This window comes from Rhizobium sp. Rhizsp82 (assembly GCF_047325115.1).
Classification (GTDB): Bacteria; Pseudomonadota; Alphaproteobacteria; order Rhizobiales; family Rhizobiaceae; genus Rhizobium.
Window position 1 is genome coordinate 2,287,446 of record NZ_CP168570.1, and the last position, 16,706, is coordinate 2,304,151.

Sequence of the window (16,706 nt, forward strand, 5' to 3'; positions counted from 1 at the left end):
GGTTATGCTGCGGCCATCGACAACGATGGGAGGGCCTCATGGCAAGCAATAATCCTGGCTTCAATACACTGGCAGTTCACGCGGGCGCGCAGCCCGATCCGGCGACCGGCGCCCGCGCGACGCCGATCTACCAGACGACGGCTTACGTCTTCAACGACGCGGACCACGCCGCCTCGCTCTTCGGTCTGCAGGCCTTCGGCAATATCTACACCCGCATCATGAACCCGACGCAGGCCGTGCTCGAAGAGCGCGTTGCCGCACTCGAAGGCGGTACGGCCGCGCTCGCCGTCGCCTCCGGCCATGCGGCGCAGATGATCGTCTTCCACACCATCATGCGCCCGGGCGACAATTTCGTCGCCGCCAAGCGCCTCTATGGCGGCTCGATCAACCAGTTCGGTCACGCCTTCGACAATTTCGGCTGGCAGGTGCGCTGGGGCGATGTGGCTGATCCCAAGAGCTTCGAAAGCCAGATCGACGGCAAAACCCGGGCGATCTTCATTGAAAGCCTCGCTAATCCGGGCGGCACCTTCGTCGATATCGCAGCGATCGCCGAGGTTGCCCACAAGCACGGCCTGCCGCTGATCGTCGATAACACGATGGCTTCGCCCTATCTCATCCGCCCGATCGAACACGGCGCCGATATCGTGATCCATTCGCTGACCAAGTTCCTCGGCGGCCACGGTAATTCGATGGGCGGCATCATCGTCGATGGCGGCACCTTCGACTGGTCGAAATCCGGCAATTACCCGATGCTGTCGAGCCCGCGCCCGGAATATAACGGCGTGGTGCTGCACTCGACTTTCGGCAACTTCGCCTTTGCGATCGCCTGCCGCGTTCTCGGCCTGCGTGACCTCGGCCCGGCAATCTCGCCCTTCAATGCCTTCCTGATCCTGACCGGCATCGAAACGCTGCCGCTGCGTATGCAGCGCCACAGCGAGAACTCCCTTGCCGTCGCCAAATGGCTGAGGGCGCACAGCAAGGTCGCCTGGGTCAACTATGCCGGCCTGGAAGACGATCCGAACCATGCGCTGCAGCAGCGTTATTCGCCGAAGGGCGCCGGCTCGGTCTTCACCTTCGGCGTCAAGGGCGGCTATGAGGCCGGCAAGACCTTCGTCGAAGGCCTCGAGCTCTTCTCACACCTCGCCAATATCGGCGACACCCGCTCGCTGGTCATCCACCCGGCCTCGACGACGCACCGCCAGCTGACCGACGAGCAGCGCATCGCCGCCGGCGCCGGCCCTGATGTCGTGCGCCTGTCGATCGGCATCGAAGACGTCAAGGACATCATCGCCGACCTCGAGCAGTCGCTGGCGAAGATCTGATGTAGTTCGTCACATACCTCTGACATCGACGTCAGCAGGTTTTATCCGGCCGCCGAGAACCCCTGAAAACAGGGCGTTTTCGGCGGCCGGGCCACAGGCAGACATTCAACTCGGGACATTCGCCCTAAAGAAATCGAGCAGGCTTTGGGGCGCATCTGCTCCAAACAGTACGTCCATCATGCCGGTGGCATCCACTGCCGCAGCCGCGCTGCGAGCGAAGAGTTCCCGTTCATATACAGAAAGCGCTATTTCGATATCGTTCTCATGGGCGGCGATCGCCTTCCCGAGTTCCGCGCCATCGTACATTGCCAGATTGGCCCCTTCGCCTGAGGGGATCATCAGATGCGCCGCGTCGCCGACAAGCGTCATGCCGGGAACGCGATCCCAACGATGGTCGGCGGGCAGAGTGTGCAGCATGCGCAGAACCGGCACTGTGTCGGCGCTCGCGATCAGGGCGGTGAGTTCGGGAGCCCAACCGTCGAACTCTCCGGCGATAGCGGCGCATGCGGCCGCACGATCGGAGAAGTCAATGCGTTCGAACCATTCTTCCAAGCGCTTCAGGGCGATGTAGGCATGCAATACCTGGTCCGGTTCGCGGTGGGCCTGGATGCCCTTGCCTGGAGCGACGGCGAACAGCGAACCGCCGCCGACGGCATCTGCGGTCGGCTTGTGATTGGCGTCGGCATCGTGAAGATAGGTCTCGATGAACGAAATACCGGAGTAAGCCGGCTTGGCGCTTGAAATGAGCGGACGCACTTTCGACCACGCCCCGTCCGCACCCACGAGAAGATCGGCGGCCGCTGTCGTACCGTTCGCGAACTTCACCAGATGTTGCCCGCTGCCCAGCGCGCTGACCGACGTCACCTTGTGATCCCAGCGGATCGCACCGTCAGGAAGCGACTCGATCAGAATACGGCGAAGCTCGCCTCTCGGAACTTCCGGCCGGCCGCCGGTGCCATCGTCCGGATGATCGAACAGGACCTTGCCTTGCATGTCGAGGACCCGGCTCTGCTGGCCGCCAGGGTGGACGAGCTTGGTGAACTCGTCGAACAACCCGGCGTCCTTGAGTGCCCGCTGTCCGTTCTCCTCGTGGATATCCAGCATGCCACCTTGGCCGCGTGCGGTTGGAGACGCCTCTGCTTCGTAGATGGTCGATGTGATGCCGTGGACGCGGAGGACCCTGGCGAGCATGAGCCCTCCAAGACCGGCACCGATGATCGTTACTGATTTCTGCATGACAAACTGCCTCGCAATTCTAATGGAATGTCATTCCATAGTTGGAATGCCGTTCCATTCATGTCAAGGATGTTCCATGAAAGAACGGAACGACACACGATCGAGGCGGCAGCGGTCCCTCACCAGAGAACAGATTATCGACGCCTCTATCCGGCTGTTGGATGAAGGCGGAGAAGGCGGCCTGACCTTCCAGGCCTTGTCGAAGCTGCTCGCGACGGGGCCGGGTGCCATCTATTGGCACGTCGCTGATAAAAGCGATCTTGTGACGGCAGCCTGTGACGAGATCATCGCCCGGACAATGGAAGCAAAGCCGGCGGGCGCATCGCCGCAGGAAACGATCCGCGCCCTGGCACTGGATCTATTCGATGCCATCGACGCCCATCCATGGGTCGGCGCGGCGTTGATGTCGGCGCCCGGGCAGTTGCCGATGGTGCGCATTTTCGAGCGCATCGGTCAGCAGGTCCGCTCTCTCGGCGTTTCTGCCGAACACGAATGGTCTGCCGTTTCTGCCTTGCTCAATTACATTCTGGGCGTGGCGGGCCAAAACGCGGCAAACGCCAAACTTGCAGCTGTCCAGGGGCTTGAACGAGCAAGTTTTCTCGGGGAAGTCTCGGCAGCCTGGTCGGCACTCGATCCCGAGAGCTATCCGTTTACGCGCAGCGTGGCGGCTCAGTTGCCCGCCCACGACGACCGAAAGGACTATCTGGATGGCATCGACCTGCTCTTGCGCGGCATCGTCGCGTCGTCATGACGGCCGGCCCGTCAATCGTATGTGACGAGCCACATCCGAGCGAACACCCGTGCCGCTATTTCGACTGGCAGATGCCGGTCAGGCAGATGGCGGCGCGGCTGTCGATCACCATGTCGAGTGTGCGCATCATGTCGGCCGCCATCAGCAGCGCCCGTGCGAGATCGCCGGGCGTCTGCCTTGTGGCCGATGTGGCGATCTTCAGGAGATCGAAGACGGCGTCGTGATTGCTGTTGGCCGGAATGCCGACCAGCGCGCGCATCGTGCGTATCTCGGTGACCGACCGGAGGATCAGATGGTGAGCCTCATCCTGTCCAAGCGTCTGGAGCTGATGGGCGGCCTTCGTCACCTCGGAGATGAATTCGTTCGTCTCGGACATGATATGCCTCGTGAAAATTGTCTCGCGGCATGCAGCGGACGGTTTCGCCCGCTGCATGCCTGCGCCCCCTCTAGTGCCGAGTGATGACCACTTCGAGATAGTCGCTCGGCACCACGATCGTTCCGTCCTCGGCCCGGTTGAAACGGGTCATCAGTTCGGTCAGCTCGCCGGCAAGTGCCATCTGGCCAGCCGTGTCCAGCGCGCCGAAGGCCTTGAGCACCGGACCGTAGAAGGTCCGGAACACCTCAAGCCAATGCGCCGGCGACTTGTAACGAAACACGAACTGGCGCGGCGTCGCGGCAATCGACGCGACATGGGCCGGAAACAGCTCCTCGAGCCTGGCGCGCGTGCCCCAGAGGGCCGGCGAGCGGGCGCCTGCCGGTGGCGGCACATGCTTGCCGATCGTCTTGAACAGCTGGCCGATGAAGCCATCCGGCGTCCAGTTCGACAAGCCGATCGACCCGCCGCGCTTGCAGACCCGCATGAGCTCGGCGGCGGCGCGCTCCTGGTCGGGCGTGAACATCACGCCGAAGATCGACATGACATAGTCGAAGCTCTGATCCTTGAACGGCAGGTTCTCCGCATCGGCCTCCATGAATTCCATTGCCAGCCGGTCGGCATTCGCCCGCTCCATTGCCTTGTCGAGAAGGGCAGGGACGTAATCGGTGGCGGTCACCTCGCACCAGCGGCGGGCGGCGGCGAGTGCGCCATTGCCATTGCCGGCCGCAACATCGAGAACCTTCGAACCGGCACGCAGATCGAGCGCTTCGCAGAGGCTTTCGCCGACGATCTGCAGCGTCGTTCCAACGACGGCGTAATCGCCCGATGACCAGGCGCCCTGCTGGCGGGCTTTCAGCGCTGCAAGATCGGTTACAGGTTGAGCGGGCATGCCGGCAAGGGCCGCGGAAGTAGACATTTGGACCTCCCTGGGTCACATTGGTTGAGCGTGAAAGAGCGGCCGCCCGGTGAACAGATGCTGCCGCTTCGAACGGCTCTGGTATAGGCGCAGGCCATGGGGGGCGCCGTGTCATCAGGCGTGGGAACGACCGTGGAAACGGCGGACCAGCAGCGGCCGCCGCTCGAAATCTGCCTCCTCGGGCCGATGGTCATCCGCCGTGAGGGAGCGGAACTGAAGCTGCCGGGATCGCGCAAGGTGCGGGCGCTGCTCGCCTATCTGATCCTCTCTCCCTATCCGCAGGGCAGGGCGCAGCTCTGCGATCTCCTCTGGGACGTGGCAGACGATCCGCGCGGCGAATTGCGCTGGTGCCTCAGCCGGATCCGCTCGCTGATCGGCGAGCGCATCATCGCCCATGGCGATACCGTCGCACTCGATCTTGCCGGTTGCGCCATCGATGCCGTCGAGGCCACTGCCGCTTGCCGCGAGGGACTGGGCGGCCTGCCGCAGGAGCGGCTGCGCCGACTTGCGGACCGGTCATCCGGCGAGTTCCTCGATGGCCTCGTCATCGAGCGCCATCCGGCCTTCGAGACATGGCTGGTTTCCCAACGCCGCCGCTTCCGTGAAATCCAGGCGGAAATCCTCGCAGCCATCGCCGATCGGCTCGATGCCAGCGAACGGCTTCCCTATCTCGACCGCTGGATCGAGATCGCCCCTTTCGATCTGAAACCGCATGAACTGCTGCTGGCGACACTCGCCTCGGAGGGCCGCGTCCGCGAGGCGGAGGAGCATATGAAGGCTGCGGCCAGAGCCTTCGCCGCTGAAGGGCTCGATGCCGGTTCGCTGCGCCGGACCTGGGAAGGCGCCCGAAGTGCGAGAACTTCAGCAGCTGCACAGCCCGCCGAGCCGCAACCGCCGGAGCCGGCCAAGAGCGGCGCCCGCCGCGCCTCGATCGCCGTCATGCCCTTCAACGACATGTCGGCCCTGGCGATCCCCGGCGGCACGGCGGATGCGCTGGTCTACGACATCATCACCCGGCTCTCGAAGCTGCGCACGCTGAGGGTGATCGCCCAGGGCACGATGTTTGCGCTGAGGGAGCGGCCGCGCTCTCCCGGCGAGATCGCCGCCGCACTCGATGTCGATTATGTCGTCAACGGCACCTTCGAGCGCATCGCAACCCGCCTTATCGTCCGGCTGGAGCTGACCGAGGCGCGGACCAACACCATCGTCTGGGCCGACAGCCTCGATCAGAACGCGGCGGAAACGCTGACCTTGCTGGAAGAGATCGGCACCCGCGTCGTCGCCTCGATCGAGCGCGAGGTGGAGACGCTGGAACGCAACCGCGCCATCCTGAAGCCGCCCAATTCGCTCGATGCCTGGGAGGCGCATCACCGCGGTCTCTGGCACATGTTCCGCTTCACCAAGGGTGATAACGACCAGGCACGGCATTTCTTCGAAACGGCGATCAGCCTCGATCCGACTTTCGCACGCGCCTATGCCGGGCTGTCCTTCACGCATTTCCAGAGCGCCTTTCAGCACTGGGCGGACCGTGACACGGAAACCGAGCTCGCCTATCGCGCCGCCAATCAGGGGCTGATGGCCGACGACCGCGATCCGGCCGCCCATCTTTCCCTCGGCCGGGCACATTTCCTGCGCAAGCAGCATGACCAGTCGGTCGCCGAGCTGCAGCAGGCCGTCGATCTCAGCCCGAGCTTTGCGATCGCGCATTATTCGCTGGCCTTCGTTCAATGCCAATCCGGCGATCCGCTGTCGGCGCTGGCCGCAGCCGACCAGTCGCAATCGCTCAGCCCCTTCGATCCGATGCTCTTCGGCATATTGGCCAGCCGGGCGATCGCGCTGGTGCGCCTCGGCCGTTTCGACGAGGCCGCCGACTGGGCGGCGAGGGCGGCGGCCCGCCCGAACGCGCATGCCCATATCATGGCGATTGCCGCGTTCTGCCTTGCGATCGCCGGCCGGCTCGATGAAGGGCGGGCGCATGTCACGGCGCTGAACCAGCGATATCCCGGCTATCGCATGGACGATTTCTTCATTGCCTTCCATCTGGCCCTGGCCGATCAGGCACCCTTTCGAGATGGAGCAAAGCGCGTCGGGCTGGAATAGCGCCGCCACGGCCTTGGCCGCCGGATGCAAAGCCTCTAAGCTCGCGCTCGAAATCCATTCTTGCGAGTCCGCAGCCCCATGTTTCTTCTCTCCGTTGCCGCCATCTGGGCCGTTGCCGCCATCACGCCCGGCCCGAATTTCTTCCTCGTGGTGCGGACGGCGCTCGAAGGCTCTGCGCGCGCTGCGGTCGCGGTGATCGCGGGCGTCATTCTCGGCACCTTCTGCTGGGGACTGGCGGGCTGGCTCGGGATCAGCGCGCTATTTGCGGCCGCCCCCTTCGCCTATCTCTTCCTGAAGATCGCCGGTGGCGCCTATCTTCTCTGGCTCGGGGCCAAGCTGCTCTGGCGCACCTACCGCCACGCTGCGCTGCCGGGCGAACCCGTGCTGCGCCCCGCAATCAGCCCGAAGCAGGCTTTCTGGTCCGGCCTCGCCACCAATCTCGCCAATCCGAAATCCGCCTTCTTCGTCGCCAGTCTCTTCGCCGCGACGTTGCCTGCCGATCATTCCTGGATGCATGGCGCGCTCGCCGTCGCCACCATGGTCCTGGTCTCGTCGCTCTGGTACACGCTGGTGCTGACGATCCTGCGCAATCCGGCCGTTGCCGGTGCCTATGCCCGCGGCCGCCGCGTCATCGATGCCATGGCCGGCGTCATCTTCATGGGCTTCGGCATGAAGCTCCTCACATCCGCCCGCTAGGAGGCCCTATGCCGAACCAGTTCGTTTTCGATATCGACGCCGTCGAACCGGAGGCCGGCGCTCCAGATGCGGACCGCATCCTCTCCGGCGATCCGCAGTTCCGCACCTGGAATTTCGAGGAAGCCGAAGGCGGCCTCTACGCCGGCATCTGGGAGGCGACACCCGGCAAGTGGCGCATTTCCTACGACGAATGGGAATATTTCAACGTCCTCTCCGGCCACTCGATCGTCACCGAAGACGGCGGCGCCGCCGTTCACCTCAAGGCCGGTGACCGCATGATCCTCAGACCCGGCTTCAAGGGAACCTGGGAAGTCATTGAAACGACTCGCAAGGATTACGTGATCCGGCTGTAGGCGTCGTTGCGGATGATTGCGGTCCTTGCCTTCTCCCTGATCGTCACAGTCGTGCCTTTGGCGGCGCTGGGATGGCTCGCCCTACGCCTCGATCGCCATTGGGAGAAGGTCTTCTGGCTGCTGGCTGTCGTTCTTGCCTGCGTGAACTACCGGGTCTGGACAGCCTCGCGTTTCGATGACCGGATGGGCCTCGATGTCGCGTTGGCGATTGTTCTGACATCCGCATCGCTGCTGGTGTTTTCCGTCCCGCTCGCTGTCCGTGCTGTCGCCGCCCGCAAAACCCGGTCCGGTTCCGTGGGGTCTGCTTACTCTGCAGGCGATGCCGCGCTCACCCGGTATTCCAATGCAAGCGATTGGCTGGCGGCCATTCTCTTTGCTGCGATGTTGCCGGCGATATTCCTGATCTGGTTCGGCCTGCTGGCGCGCATGTCAGGTATGATCGCCATCATTGTGGTTGCCGCGATAGCGCTGGCCTGCGCTGCCGCTCATCGAAGGCTCGCGTGGCCGGATGCGTTTCTCAAACGGATCTGCGCCGTCGGCTTTCTGGCTTTCGTGACGATCGGCCTCGTTACCGCGGGCACCGCCGCCGCAGTGCACCGGTCAGCGGTCGAAATTGCCGCAGGCCGTCCTTACTGCATTCAGTCCGGCGTGGAGCCTGTCCGCAATACTCTTGACCTGTCGATACTGACATTGCGCGAACAGCCGGTAACGCAGCATGGTGGGGGAGCGCTATATCTTCGCAACCATGCCATTCTGGTCATCGATGATCCCGACGGGCGCAGGGTCCTCAACTGGTCCTACGGCAGCTGGACCTTCAAGGGGGAGAGCCGCTTCAGCAGTCCGGACATATCCTCCCGTCCGGAGATCACTTGCAGTCCCCAGAGCCGGGGCGGCTACACCTGGCTCTAACCCTCACTGCCGGAAACTGTCCGCGAAAGTATCGGACGAGATCAGATTGAGGGCGTTGCGCAGTTCCTGGGCAGCTTCGGGGCCAAAGTTATGGTCGAAGCGCTGGCGGGCGTCCTGCCAGAGGCGGTGGGCTTCTTCCCATTTTGCGAGGCCAGAAGCGGTCAGCGTCACGCGCTTGACGCGCCGGTCCTTCGTGTCGGGCACGAGTTCCACCAGGCCGTCGCGGATCAGCGGCTTCAGCGTATGGCCGAGCGCCGAAAGGTCCATGACCATGCTGTCGGCCAGGAATTTCAGCGAGGGATTGCCGCTCATATGGATCTGCGTCAGCAGCGTATGCTGCGTACCCTTCAGGCCGCTCGGCGCCAGCACCTCGTCGAAGAGCTGGCCGAGCTGGCGCGTGGCACGGCGGATCGCGCTGTTGCTGCAGACCTGCCAGCTCTCGAAACGCGTGTTCTGGTCACTCATCGCCATTCTCCTTGCGCCGGTATCCGCGCTTCGGCCCTCTGCCGTCAACATCGGCGTTAAAAAATCTCGCGGCTGCTCTTGCGGATAATCCGTCTCGTCTCAATATAGTGGCATATACCACTAAATCCAATGATGGAAAGGATTGCCTCATGTCCCGCTCTTCTCTCGGTACCGCTCTCATCACGGGAGCGTCTTCTGGCATCGGCGCCACTTATGCCGATCGCCTCGCCAAGCGCGGCTATGATCTGCTGCTCGTCGCCCGCGATGCCGGCCGGCTCTCCGCGCTTGCCGGGAAGCTGAAGGCGGAGCATGGGATCGAGGCCGAAGTGCTTGCTGCCGACCTGACCAGCCGCGACGATGTCCGCAAGGTCGAGAAGCGGTTGCGCGAGGATGCGTCGATCACTCTCCTGGTCAACAATGCCGGGATCGGCGCACGGGGAACGCTGCTCGAAGATGACATCGACTATCTCGAGACGATGATCGAGCTCAATGTCGTCGCCGTGAACCGTCTCGGCATTGCCGCAGCCCAGACCTTCGCGGCGCGGGGCAGGGGCGGCATCATCAACATCGCATCGGTCGTGGCCTTGCTCGCCGAGCGCTTCAACGGCGTCTACAGCGGCACCAAGGCCTTCGTTCTCAATCTGACGCAGGCGATCAATGCCGAGGTTGCGGGCAAGGGCGTCAAGGTGCAGGCGGTTCTGCCCGGCTTGACGCGCACCGAAATCTTCGAGCGCAGCGGCCGCTCGCTTGAGCAGCTGCCGCCGTCGATGGTGATGGATGCCGGCGATATGGTCGAGGCATCGCTTGCCGGCTTCGACCGGGGTGAGCTCGTCACCATCCCGTCGCTGCCCGATGCCGCCGACTGGAATGCCTTTGACGCGGCGCGCGCAGCACTTGCTCCGAACCTCTCTCATGACAAGCCGGCAGCCCGTTACGGCGTCGCCTGACGGCATCCGATATGTCCGGCTGCGTCAAACCAACGTAGCCGGACATTAACTTTTTGTAATGTTTACATGGCTTTAACGGCTAAATCCTTGATTTAGTGATCGAACATCTTTGCACGCCGTGTGTGTCCTGACAGGCTGACTCCGAACTGTCGCAGAACTGTCATCAAACTGTAATGTGCAGCGCCTAGCCCGCCTTTGCGACGGGAAATTTCAGCGCCCTTGCCAATGGATACCCCCTCCATGGCGCCGGTCTCGTCGATTGTTCGTTCCATTCAGGGAAGAGACCATAATGCTCACCAAGAAACTTCTTTCGGCCTGCCTCGGCGCCGGCCTGGCTGCGGCTTTCGCAGTCTCCGCTTCCGCCGCCGACATCACCGGCGCTGGTTCGACCTTCGTCTATCCGGTTCTGTCCAAGTGGTCTGCGGACTACAACAAGCAGACCGGTGACAAGCTGAACTACCAGTCGATCGGCTCGGGCGGCGGTATCGCCCAGATCAAGGCCGCAACGGTCGATTTCGGCGCGTCCGACGCTCCGATGAAGCCTGAAGACCTTTCGGCCGGTGGCTTCGGCCAGTTCCCGGTCGTCGTCGGCGGCATCGTTCCCGTCATCAACGTCAAGGGTATCAAGTCCGGCGAACTCAAGCTCTCGGGCAAGGTTCTCGCCGACATCTACCTTGGCAACGTCACCAAGTGGAACGACAAGGCCATCGCCGACCTGAACCCGGGCCTCAAGCTGCCCGACAGCCAGATCGCCGTCGTTCACCGTTCGGACGGCTCGGGCACCTCGTTCAACTGGACGAACTTCTTCTCCAAGGTCAATCCGGACTGGAAGTCCAAGGTCGGTGAAGGCACTGCCGTCAACTGGCCGGTCGGTATCGGCGGCAAGGGCAACGAAGGCGTTGCCGCTTACGTCACCCGCGTCAAGGATTCGATCGGTTACGTCGAATACGCCTACGCCCTGCAGAACAAGCTGCCCTACGTTCTCGTGGAGAACGCTGCCGGCCAGTATCCGAAGCCGAATGCAGACAGCTTCTCGGCTGCGGCTGCCAGCGCCGAATGGGGCAAGGCTCAGGACTTCTACCTGATCATGACCAACGCTCCGGGCGAAAAGGCCTGGCCGATCACCGCAACCACCTGGGCGATCATGTACAAGCAGCCGAAGGACGCTGAGCGCTCCAAGGCCGCCTTCGCCTTCTTCAAGTGGGCGCTGGAAAAGGGCCAGAAGGAAGCCTCGTCGCTCGATTACGTCCCGCTGCCGGACACGCTGGTCAAGCAGATCGAAGACTACTGGACCGCGTCCTTCAAGGGCTAAGTCCTCCGTGAATGCCGGGGCAGGGAGCGTTTCTCTCTGCCCCGATTGCTTTGAAGCCCCCTCAAAAGCAAGTCGAGTATAGATATGAGCGAAGCACTGGCATCGCTGCCGGCCGTCGGGCCGGAGGTGAAGCGCCGCGATGGCGCCACCGGCGACCGCATTTTCTTCTGGATCGTGATGGGCTGCGGCCTGTTAGTCCTCGCAGCCCTTCTGGCCGCTGCAATCTCCATGGCATGGGGCGGGCTTCTGGCATTCCGCACCTTCGGCTTCGGTTTCGTCACCGGCACCGAATGGGATCCCGTCGCCCAGCATTTTGCCGGTCTGGTGCCGATCTACGGCACGCTGGTGACCTCGGCGCTGGCGATGCTGATCGGCGTTCCCATCAGCCTCGGCATTGCCGTCTTCGTGACCGAAGTCGCGCCGCGCTGGCTGCGCGGACCGATCGGCGGCGCCATCGAGCTGCTCGCCGGCATTCCCTCGATCATCTACGGCATGTGGGGCCTCTTCACCTTCGCCCCCTTCATGTCCGATTACGTCCAGCCGGCGCTGATCGACTGGCTGGGGCCCATCCCCGGCATCGGTCTGCTGTTCTCCGGCGCCCCGATGGGTATCGGCATGCTGACGTCGGGAATCGTGCTGGCGATCATGATTATCCCCTACATCTCCTCGGTCATGCGCGACGTCTTCCTCGTCGTTCCCGCGCAGCTGAAGGAATCGGCCTATGCGCTGGGTTCGACCCGCTGGGAAGTGGTGCGCGATATCGTCATCCCGCACACCCGCACCGCCGTCGTCGGCGGCATCTTTCTTGGCCTCGGCCGTGCGCTCGGCGAAACCATGGCCGTCACCTTCGTGCTCGGCAACACGCACAATATCGCGATCTCGCTGATGGAGCCCGGCAACTCGATTGCCGCCGCCATCGCCAACGAATTCACCGAAGCCGATACCGACATCTATCTGTCGTCGCTGATCGCTCTCGGCTTCATCCTCTTTGTCGTCACCTTCATCGTCCTTGCGGCCGCAAAGCTGATGCTGTTGCGCATGGCAAAGCAGAGAGGCGAGTAACATGAGCGTTTCCTCCTCCCTCTACCGCAGCCGCCAGATCAAGAGCGCCATCGCGCTGACGCTTTGCGTCGCCGCCACCGGCCTCGGCCTCATCTTCCTGATCTGGATCCTCTGGACGACGCTGATCAACGGCCTTTCGGCGCTGAGCCCGAAGCTCATCACCGAAATGACCCCGCCGCCCGGTGAAGACGGCGGCCTTGCCAACGCCTTCATGGGCAGCCTGATGATGGTGGTTCTCGCCGTCGTCATCGGTACGCCGGTCGGCGTGCTGGCCGGCACTTATCTCGCCGAATTCAGCCGCGGCAAGAAGATCGGCGATATCATCCGCTTCATGAACGACATCCTGCTCTCGGCGCCGTCGATCATCATCGGCCTGTTCGTCTATGAGCTCGTGGTACGCCAGACCGGCCATTTCTCGGGCTATGCCGGCGGCATCGCGCTCGCCTTCATCTTCCTGCCGGTGGTCGTGCGCACCACCGACGAGATGCTGCGGCTGGTGCCCGATGTCATGCGCGAGGCGGCACTCTCGCTCGGCATTCCGCGCTGGAAGGTTACCGTCGCCGTGCTCTATCGCGCAGCGTCCGCCGGTATTCTCACCGGCATCCTGCTCGCCGTCGCCCGCATCTCCGGCGAGACGGCTCCGCTGCTCTTCACCGCGCTCAACAACCAGTATTGGAGCACGGACATGTCCGAGCCGATGGCCAACATCCCGGTCGTCATCTTCCAATATGCGATGAGCCCCTATGACGAATGGCATGTGCTCGCCTGGGCCGGCGCCTTCGTCATGACCGCAATCGTGCTGCTGCTCAGCGTGGGTTCCCGCGCCGTTCTGAACCGCAAAGGTGGCAAATGATGCTGCAATCTTCCTCCACATTAGACACCCGCAGGACCGCGACGCCGATGGCTAACGACAAGCTCACCCTTGAAGACGTCAACTTCTACTATGGCGATGCCCATGCCATCCGTAGCGTCAGCCTCAATTTCCCCGAACGTCAGGTCTCGGCGCTGATCGGTCCCTCCGGCTGCGGCAAGTCCACGCTGTTGCGCATTCTCAACCGCATCTACATGCTCTATCCGAAGATGCGCGCCACCGGCACCGTCAAGCTCGACGGCCAGAACATCCTCGACCCGCGCTATTCGATGAACGAGCTGCGCGCCCGCGTCGGCATGGTGTTCCAGAAGCCGGTGCCGTTCCCGATGTCGATCTACGACAACATCGCCTACGGCATCCGCCACCACGAACGTCTCGGCAAGGCCGACATGGACGTCCGCGTCGAGCAGGCGCTGCGTCAGGCAGCTCTCTGGGACGAAGTGAAGGACAAGCTGAAAGGGAGCGGCCTCGGCCTTTCCGGTGGCCAGCAGCAGCGTCTCTGCATCGCCCGCGCCGTAGCCCTTCGCCCCGAAGTCCTGCTACTCGACGAACCGACCTCGGCGCTCGACCCGATCTCGACGGCCAAGGTGGAAGAGCTCGTCTCGCAGCTGAAGACCGATTTCACCATCGTGATCGTCACGCACAACATGCAGCAGGCGAGCCGCATCTCCGACAACACGGCCTTCATGTATCTCGGCGAGCTCGTCGAATACGGCCCGACCTCGCAGATATTCCAGGCACCGCAGAACAAGCGCACCGAGGACTATATCACCGGTCGTTACGGCTGACGCCGCAACTGCTCGGCTATATCCATACAGGTGTATCCCAATGTGCTAATGTACAGCCGATGGTGCTTTCGATAAGACGGCTGCATCGCTAGCGGCATGCCGCGCGGGGGGCACCATGGTTCGGACAATGATGCGCCGATGGCTTCTGCATGGAGCCGTCGCAGGAGTTCTGCTTTCGATCTGCATGACATCGGACGCCGCTGCCAGCGAAAGGATCGATCTGGCGCTGGTGATCGCCGCCGACGTCTCGACGTCGATGGATCCGCGCGAAAAGGCGATGCAGCAGGAGGGCTTCGTCGCCGCCTTCCGCCAGCCCGAGATCATCGACGCGATCGGCCGCGGGAAATACGGCCGCATCGCTGTTGCCTATTTCGAATGGGGCGGCGACCACGGCCAGCGCATGATCATCCCATGGACGCTGCTGAAGGACGAGGCCGATTGCTGGATGTTCTCGCTGCGGCTTGCGGAGAATTCCCCGACGAAACTGCGCCGCGGCACCTCGATCAGCGAGGCGCTTTCCTATTCGGCGTCTCTCTTGCGCCAGAGCGGCTACGCGCCCGAGCGCCTCGTCGTCAACATCTCCAGCGACGGCGTCAACAGCATCGGCCGCGATGTCGAGCCGGTGCGCAGAGAACTGATCGCCGGCGGCATGACCATCAACGCCCTCGTCATCAGCGCCCGCGGCGAGCACGACGATGACGAGCCGCCGCTCTCGCCGGAAGCCCTGTTCTCCTATTTCCACCGCGAGGTCATCGGCGGCCCGGGTGCCTTTGCCATGCCGGTCCGCTCAGCCGCCGACTACCCGAGCGCCATCTACCGCAAGCTCCTGCGCGAAATCGGCGGCTTCGGGGAGATTGCGGATAAGCGGTAGGGGGCTCGTCAGGCTGCTTGGATTTCCGGCAGAAGTTCGGGATGCTTGTCGAGAAGCTTCAGGAGTTTGACGAGGGCGACGGGCGGCCTGGTCTTGCCGTTCTCATAACGCGAGAAGGCGTTGACGCCGCCGCCGAAGAGATCGCCGGCTTCCTTCTGGTCGAGGTTCAGCTTCTTGCGAACGGAAACGATGAAGGCGGGATCGACGCTGGCGGCGTTGACCCGCTTGTTGAATTCCAGCATCGCCGCGTTGACGCGCCGCGCTTCCGTATCGTCGAGCACCAGCTCGCCGCATGAAGTGCATCCGCGGCCGGTGACATCGGCGATGATCGTCTCCTCGCCCTTATAACTATATGGCAGGTCCTGGATCCGCTGCGCGAGGCCATCGGCTCCACAAGAGGGGCATTTCATCTGTCCAGCTCCTCTAACGCCTGAGATTCTCGCTTAAAATAACCTATTAGGTTAATTCCTCAAGCACCCCAATCACCAAGCCAGATCGAGCCGCTCCAGCCCGTGGAAGTGATAGACGTCCTTGATCTCCGGCACCTTCGCCATCCTGAGCCCCGGCAGGCGCTTGAAGAGGATCGGCAGGACGATGTTGAGCTCGAGACGCGCCAGCGGCGCGCCGATGCAGAAATGGATGCCGGCGCCGAAGGAGAGGTTGGGGGCTTCGTTGCGGTCCGGCTTGAAGGTGAGGGGATCGGTGAACTTGGCCGGGTCGAGATTGGCGGCCGCCAGGATGAGGCTCACCTTGTCGCCGCGCTTGAAGGAGATGCCGTCGATTTCGACGGGCTCGAGCGCCCAGCGCTGGAAGATGTGAACGGGCGCGCAGATGCGCAGCGTCTCCTCGACGGTCCGCTCCGTCGTCGGCTCGTCCTTGAAGAGGAGGGCGGGATCGCAGCCGTTATCGAGGATGACGCGCACCGAGTTGCCGATCTGGTGAACGGTCGCCTCGTGACCGGCATTGAGCAGCACTATGGTCGTCGAGATCAGCTCGTCTTCGGTCAGGAACTGACCCTTATGCTCCGTATGGATCATGTGGCTGAGCAGATCGTCGCGCGGATTGGCGCGGCGCTCGGCGATCACCGTCTTCACGTAATCGGAAAATTCCTTGGCGGCCTTCTCGGCGCCGTCCTCGTCTTCGCGGGTGCGGCCGAAGAGATACATGCGGATATAGGCATGCGACCAGTCGAGAAGCTGCGGCCCCATCTCCTCGGGGATGCCGATCATCCGGGCGATCATCGTCACCGGAATGATGTCGGCGAAGGCCGAGAGCAGCTCGACTTCGCCCTTGTCCTGGAAGTCGTCGATCAGCCGGTTGGCGAGCTCTTCCAGCTCCGGTTTCATCCGCTCGACATGGCGGGAAACGAAAGCGCGGTTGACCAGCGTGCGCAGCCGCGTGTGCTCCGGCGGCTCGAGTTCGAGTAGCGAATAGCGCTCCGCCAGATCGAAATTCGCCACATGCTGGTCGGGCTCCGGCAGGCCGAGCTCTTCGCGGCTGGCGATATGCAGGATCTGGCGGCCAAAGCGGCGGTCGCGCAGCAGGCTGTTCACATGGTCGTAGCCAGTGAAGAACCACTGCTTCTGCTGTTCCCAGTAGAAAGTCGGGCAATGCTGGTGGAGCGCCGAATAGACGGCGTTCGGGTTGCCGTAGAAAGCAGGATCGCTGCTGTCGAGAGAGACGCGGCGGGTATCGGAATCGATCGAAAGGAAGGGTGCTATCATCATGCTT

At 63.0% G+C, this 16,706-nt stretch carries 18 protein-coding genes; 12 read left to right on the forward strand and 6 right to left on the reverse strand.

Annotated elements, in window-relative coordinates:
- Window positions 1-38 precede the first annotated feature (38 nt).
- Window positions 39-1,322 carry an O-acetylhomoserine aminocarboxypropyltransferase gene (locus tag ACEN84_RS16170; RefSeq protein WP_413709252.1) on the forward strand — a complete coding sequence of 428 codons (1,284 nt, stop codon included), beginning with the start codon at window positions 39-41 and terminating at the stop codon, window positions 1,320-1,322.
- A 105-nt stretch (window positions 1,323-1,427) separates the two neighbouring features.
- Here the strand turns inward: ACEN84_RS16170 and ACEN84_RS16175 are convergent, their stop codons facing one another.
- Complete coding sequence (locus ACEN84_RS16175) at window positions 1,428-2,558, reverse strand: FAD-dependent oxidoreductase (protein ID WP_413709253.1); 1,131 nt, start codon at window positions 2,556-2,558, stop codon at window positions 1,428-1,430.
- A gap of 76 nt (window positions 2,559-2,634) precedes the next feature.
- Between ACEN84_RS16175 and ACEN84_RS16180 the strand changes: the two genes are divergently transcribed.
- A complete protein-coding gene (locus tag ACEN84_RS16180; protein ID WP_413709254.1) occupies window positions 2,635-3,309 on the forward strand; it encodes a TetR/AcrR family transcriptional regulator in 675 nt (224 codons plus the stop codon).
- A gap of 55 nt (window positions 3,310-3,364) precedes the next feature.
- Here the strand turns inward: ACEN84_RS16180 and ACEN84_RS16185 are convergent, their stop codons facing one another.
- Window positions 3,365-3,685: a hypothetical protein gene (locus ACEN84_RS16185; RefSeq protein WP_130282646.1), complete on the reverse strand. Its 321-nt coding sequence runs from the start codon at window positions 3,683-3,685 to the stop codon at window positions 3,365-3,367.
- Window positions 3,686-3,755: 70 nt separating this feature from the next.
- Window positions 3,756-4,601, reverse strand: a complete 846-nt coding sequence (locus ACEN84_RS16190) for a class I SAM-dependent methyltransferase (protein ID WP_413709255.1) — start codon at window positions 4,599-4,601, stop codon at window positions 3,756-3,758.
- Window positions 4,602-4,709: 108 nt separating this feature from the next.
- Here ACEN84_RS16190 and ACEN84_RS16195 point away from each other — a divergent pair, with 108 nt between their 5' ends.
- The 4 genes from ACEN84_RS16195 to ACEN84_RS16210 all read left to right on the forward strand — a co-directional run bounded on the left by ACEN84_RS16195 (window position 4,710) and on the right by ACEN84_RS16210 (window position 8,659).
- The gene (locus ACEN84_RS16195; protein ID WP_413709256.1) at window positions 4,710-6,701 is read left to right on the forward strand and encodes a tetratricopeptide repeat protein; all 1,992 of its coding nucleotides are present in this window, start codon (window positions 4,710-4,712) and stop codon (window positions 6,699-6,701) included.
- A gap of 78 nt (window positions 6,702-6,779) precedes the next feature.
- Window positions 6,780-7,397 carry a LysE family transporter gene (locus ACEN84_RS16200; RefSeq protein ID WP_199628762.1) on the forward strand — a complete coding sequence of 206 codons (618 nt, stop codon included), beginning with the start codon at window positions 6,780-6,782 and terminating at the stop codon, window positions 7,395-7,397.
- 8 nt (window positions 7,398-7,405) lie between these two features.
- On the forward strand, window positions 7,406-7,750 hold the full coding sequence (locus ACEN84_RS16205) for a cupin domain-containing protein (RefSeq protein ID WP_112718699.1): 345 nt from the start codon (window positions 7,406-7,408) through the stop codon (window positions 7,748-7,750).
- A gap of 12 nt (window positions 7,751-7,762) precedes the next feature.
- Window positions 7,763-8,659, forward strand: coding sequence for a hypothetical protein (locus ACEN84_RS16210; RefSeq protein ID WP_413709257.1), 897 nt, complete (start codon window positions 7,763-7,765; stop codon window positions 8,657-8,659).
- A gap of 3 nt (window positions 8,660-8,662) precedes the next feature.
- Here the strand turns inward: ACEN84_RS16210 and ACEN84_RS16215 are convergent, their stop codons facing one another.
- On the reverse strand, window positions 8,663-9,124 hold the full coding sequence (locus tag ACEN84_RS16215) for a MarR family winged helix-turn-helix transcriptional regulator (protein WP_203429093.1): 462 nt from the start codon (window positions 9,122-9,124) through the stop codon (window positions 8,663-8,665).
- A 149-nt stretch (window positions 9,125-9,273) separates the two neighbouring features.
- Between ACEN84_RS16215 and ACEN84_RS16220 the strand changes: the two genes are divergently transcribed.
- From ACEN84_RS16220 to ACEN84_RS16245, 6 genes are all read left to right on the forward strand, one after another.
- Window positions 9,274-10,071 carry an SDR family NAD(P)-dependent oxidoreductase gene (locus ACEN84_RS16220; RefSeq protein WP_413709258.1) on the forward strand — a complete coding sequence of 266 codons (798 nt, stop codon included), beginning with the start codon at window positions 9,274-9,276 and terminating at the stop codon, window positions 10,069-10,071.
- Window positions 10,072-10,360: 289 nt separating this feature from the next.
- Window positions 10,361-11,383: a phosphate ABC transporter substrate-binding protein PstS gene (gene pstS / locus ACEN84_RS16225; RefSeq protein ID WP_413709259.1), complete on the forward strand. Its 1,023-nt coding sequence runs from the start codon at window positions 10,361-10,363 to the stop codon at window positions 11,381-11,383.
- A gap of 84 nt (window positions 11,384-11,467) precedes the next feature.
- Entirely contained in the window at window positions 11,468-12,445 is a 978-nt protein-coding gene (gene pstC / locus ACEN84_RS16230; protein ID WP_413709260.1) for a phosphate ABC transporter permease subunit PstC, read from the forward strand.
- A 1-nt stretch (window position 12,446) separates the two neighbouring features.
- A complete protein-coding gene (gene pstA / locus ACEN84_RS16235) occupies window positions 12,447-13,298 on the forward strand; it encodes a phosphate ABC transporter permease PstA (protein WP_413709261.1) in 852 nt (283 codons plus the stop codon).
- Window positions 13,298-14,104, forward strand: a complete 807-nt coding sequence (gene pstB, locus ACEN84_RS16240; RefSeq protein WP_413709262.1) for a phosphate ABC transporter ATP-binding protein PstB — start codon at window positions 13,298-13,300, stop codon at window positions 14,102-14,104. Before pstA ends, pstB begins: the two co-directional genes overlap by 1 nt.
- Window positions 14,105-14,219: 115 nt before the next feature.
- Window positions 14,220-14,975 carry a DUF1194 domain-containing protein gene (locus ACEN84_RS16245; protein ID WP_203429089.1) on the forward strand — a complete coding sequence of 252 codons (756 nt, stop codon included), beginning with the start codon at window positions 14,220-14,222 and terminating at the stop codon, window positions 14,973-14,975.
- A gap of 8 nt (window positions 14,976-14,983) precedes the next feature.
- Here the strand turns inward: ACEN84_RS16245 and ACEN84_RS16250 are convergent, their stop codons facing one another.
- Window positions 14,984-15,385 (reverse strand): type II TA system antitoxin MqsA family protein, encoded by a 402-nt coding sequence (locus ACEN84_RS16250; RefSeq protein ID WP_130282630.1) that lies wholly within the window; start codon window positions 15,383-15,385, stop codon window positions 14,984-14,986.
- 72 nt (window positions 15,386-15,457) lie between these two features.
- Window positions 15,458-16,702 carry a cytochrome P450 gene (locus ACEN84_RS16255; protein ID WP_413709263.1) on the reverse strand — a complete coding sequence of 415 codons (1,245 nt, stop codon included), beginning with the start codon at window positions 16,700-16,702 and terminating at the stop codon, window positions 15,458-15,460.
- Window positions 16,703-16,706: the final 4 nt, after the last annotated feature.

Excerpts from the sequence above, each read along its gene's own strand:
- ACEN84_RS16170 (WP_413709252.1), top strand. The coding sequence starts at position 39 with ATGGCAAGCAATAATCCTGGCTTCAATACACTGGCAGTTCACGCGGGC.
- ACEN84_RS16175 (WP_413709253.1), bottom strand. The coding sequence starts at position 2,558 with ATGCAGAAATCAGTAACGATCATCGGTGCCGGTCTTGGAGGGCTCATG.
- ACEN84_RS16180 (WP_413709254.1), top strand. The coding sequence starts at position 2,635 with ATGAAAGAACGGAACGACACACGATCGAGGCGGCAGCGGTCCCTCACC.
- ACEN84_RS16185 (WP_130282646.1), bottom strand. The coding sequence starts at position 3,685 with ATGTCCGAGACGAACGAATTCATCTCCGAGGTGACGAAGGCCGCCCAT.
- ACEN84_RS16190 (WP_413709255.1), bottom strand. The coding sequence starts at position 4,601 with ATGTCTACTTCCGCGGCCCTTGCCGGCATGCCCGCTCAACCTGTAACC.
- ACEN84_RS16200 (WP_199628762.1), top strand. The coding sequence starts at position 6,780 with ATGTTTCTTCTCTCCGTTGCCGCCATCTGGGCCGTTGCCGCCATCACG.
- ACEN84_RS16205 (WP_112718699.1), top strand. The coding sequence starts at position 7,406 with ATGCCGAACCAGTTCGTTTTCGATATCGACGCCGTCGAACCGGAGGCC.
- ACEN84_RS16210 (WP_413709257.1), top strand. The coding sequence starts at position 7,763 with ATGATTGCGGTCCTTGCCTTCTCCCTGATCGTCACAGTCGTGCCTTTG.
- ACEN84_RS16215 (WP_203429093.1), bottom strand. The coding sequence starts at position 9,124 with ATGAGTGACCAGAACACGCGTTTCGAGAGCTGGCAGGTCTGCAGCAAC.
- ACEN84_RS16220 (WP_413709258.1), top strand. The coding sequence starts at position 9,274 with ATGTCCCGCTCTTCTCTCGGTACCGCTCTCATCACGGGAGCGTCTTCT.
- pstS (WP_413709259.1), top strand. The coding sequence starts at position 10,361 with ATGCTCACCAAGAAACTTCTTTCGGCCTGCCTCGGCGCCGGCCTGGCT.
- pstC (WP_413709260.1), top strand. The coding sequence starts at position 11,468 with ATGAGCGAAGCACTGGCATCGCTGCCGGCCGTCGGGCCGGAGGTGAAG.
- pstA (WP_413709261.1), top strand. The coding sequence starts at position 12,447 with ATGAGCGTTTCCTCCTCCCTCTACCGCAGCCGCCAGATCAAGAGCGCC.
- pstB (WP_413709262.1), top strand. The coding sequence starts at position 13,298 with ATGCTGCAATCTTCCTCCACATTAGACACCCGCAGGACCGCGACGCCG.
- ACEN84_RS16245 (WP_203429089.1), top strand. The coding sequence starts at position 14,220 with ATGGTTCGGACAATGATGCGCCGATGGCTTCTGCATGGAGCCGTCGCA.
- ACEN84_RS16250 (WP_130282630.1), bottom strand. The coding sequence starts at position 15,385 with ATGAAATGCCCCTCTTGTGGAGCCGATGGCCTCGCGCAGCGGATCCAG.
- ACEN84_RS16255 (WP_413709263.1), bottom strand. The coding sequence starts at position 16,702 with ATGATGATAGCACCCTTCCTTTCGATCGATTCCGATACCCGCCGCGTC.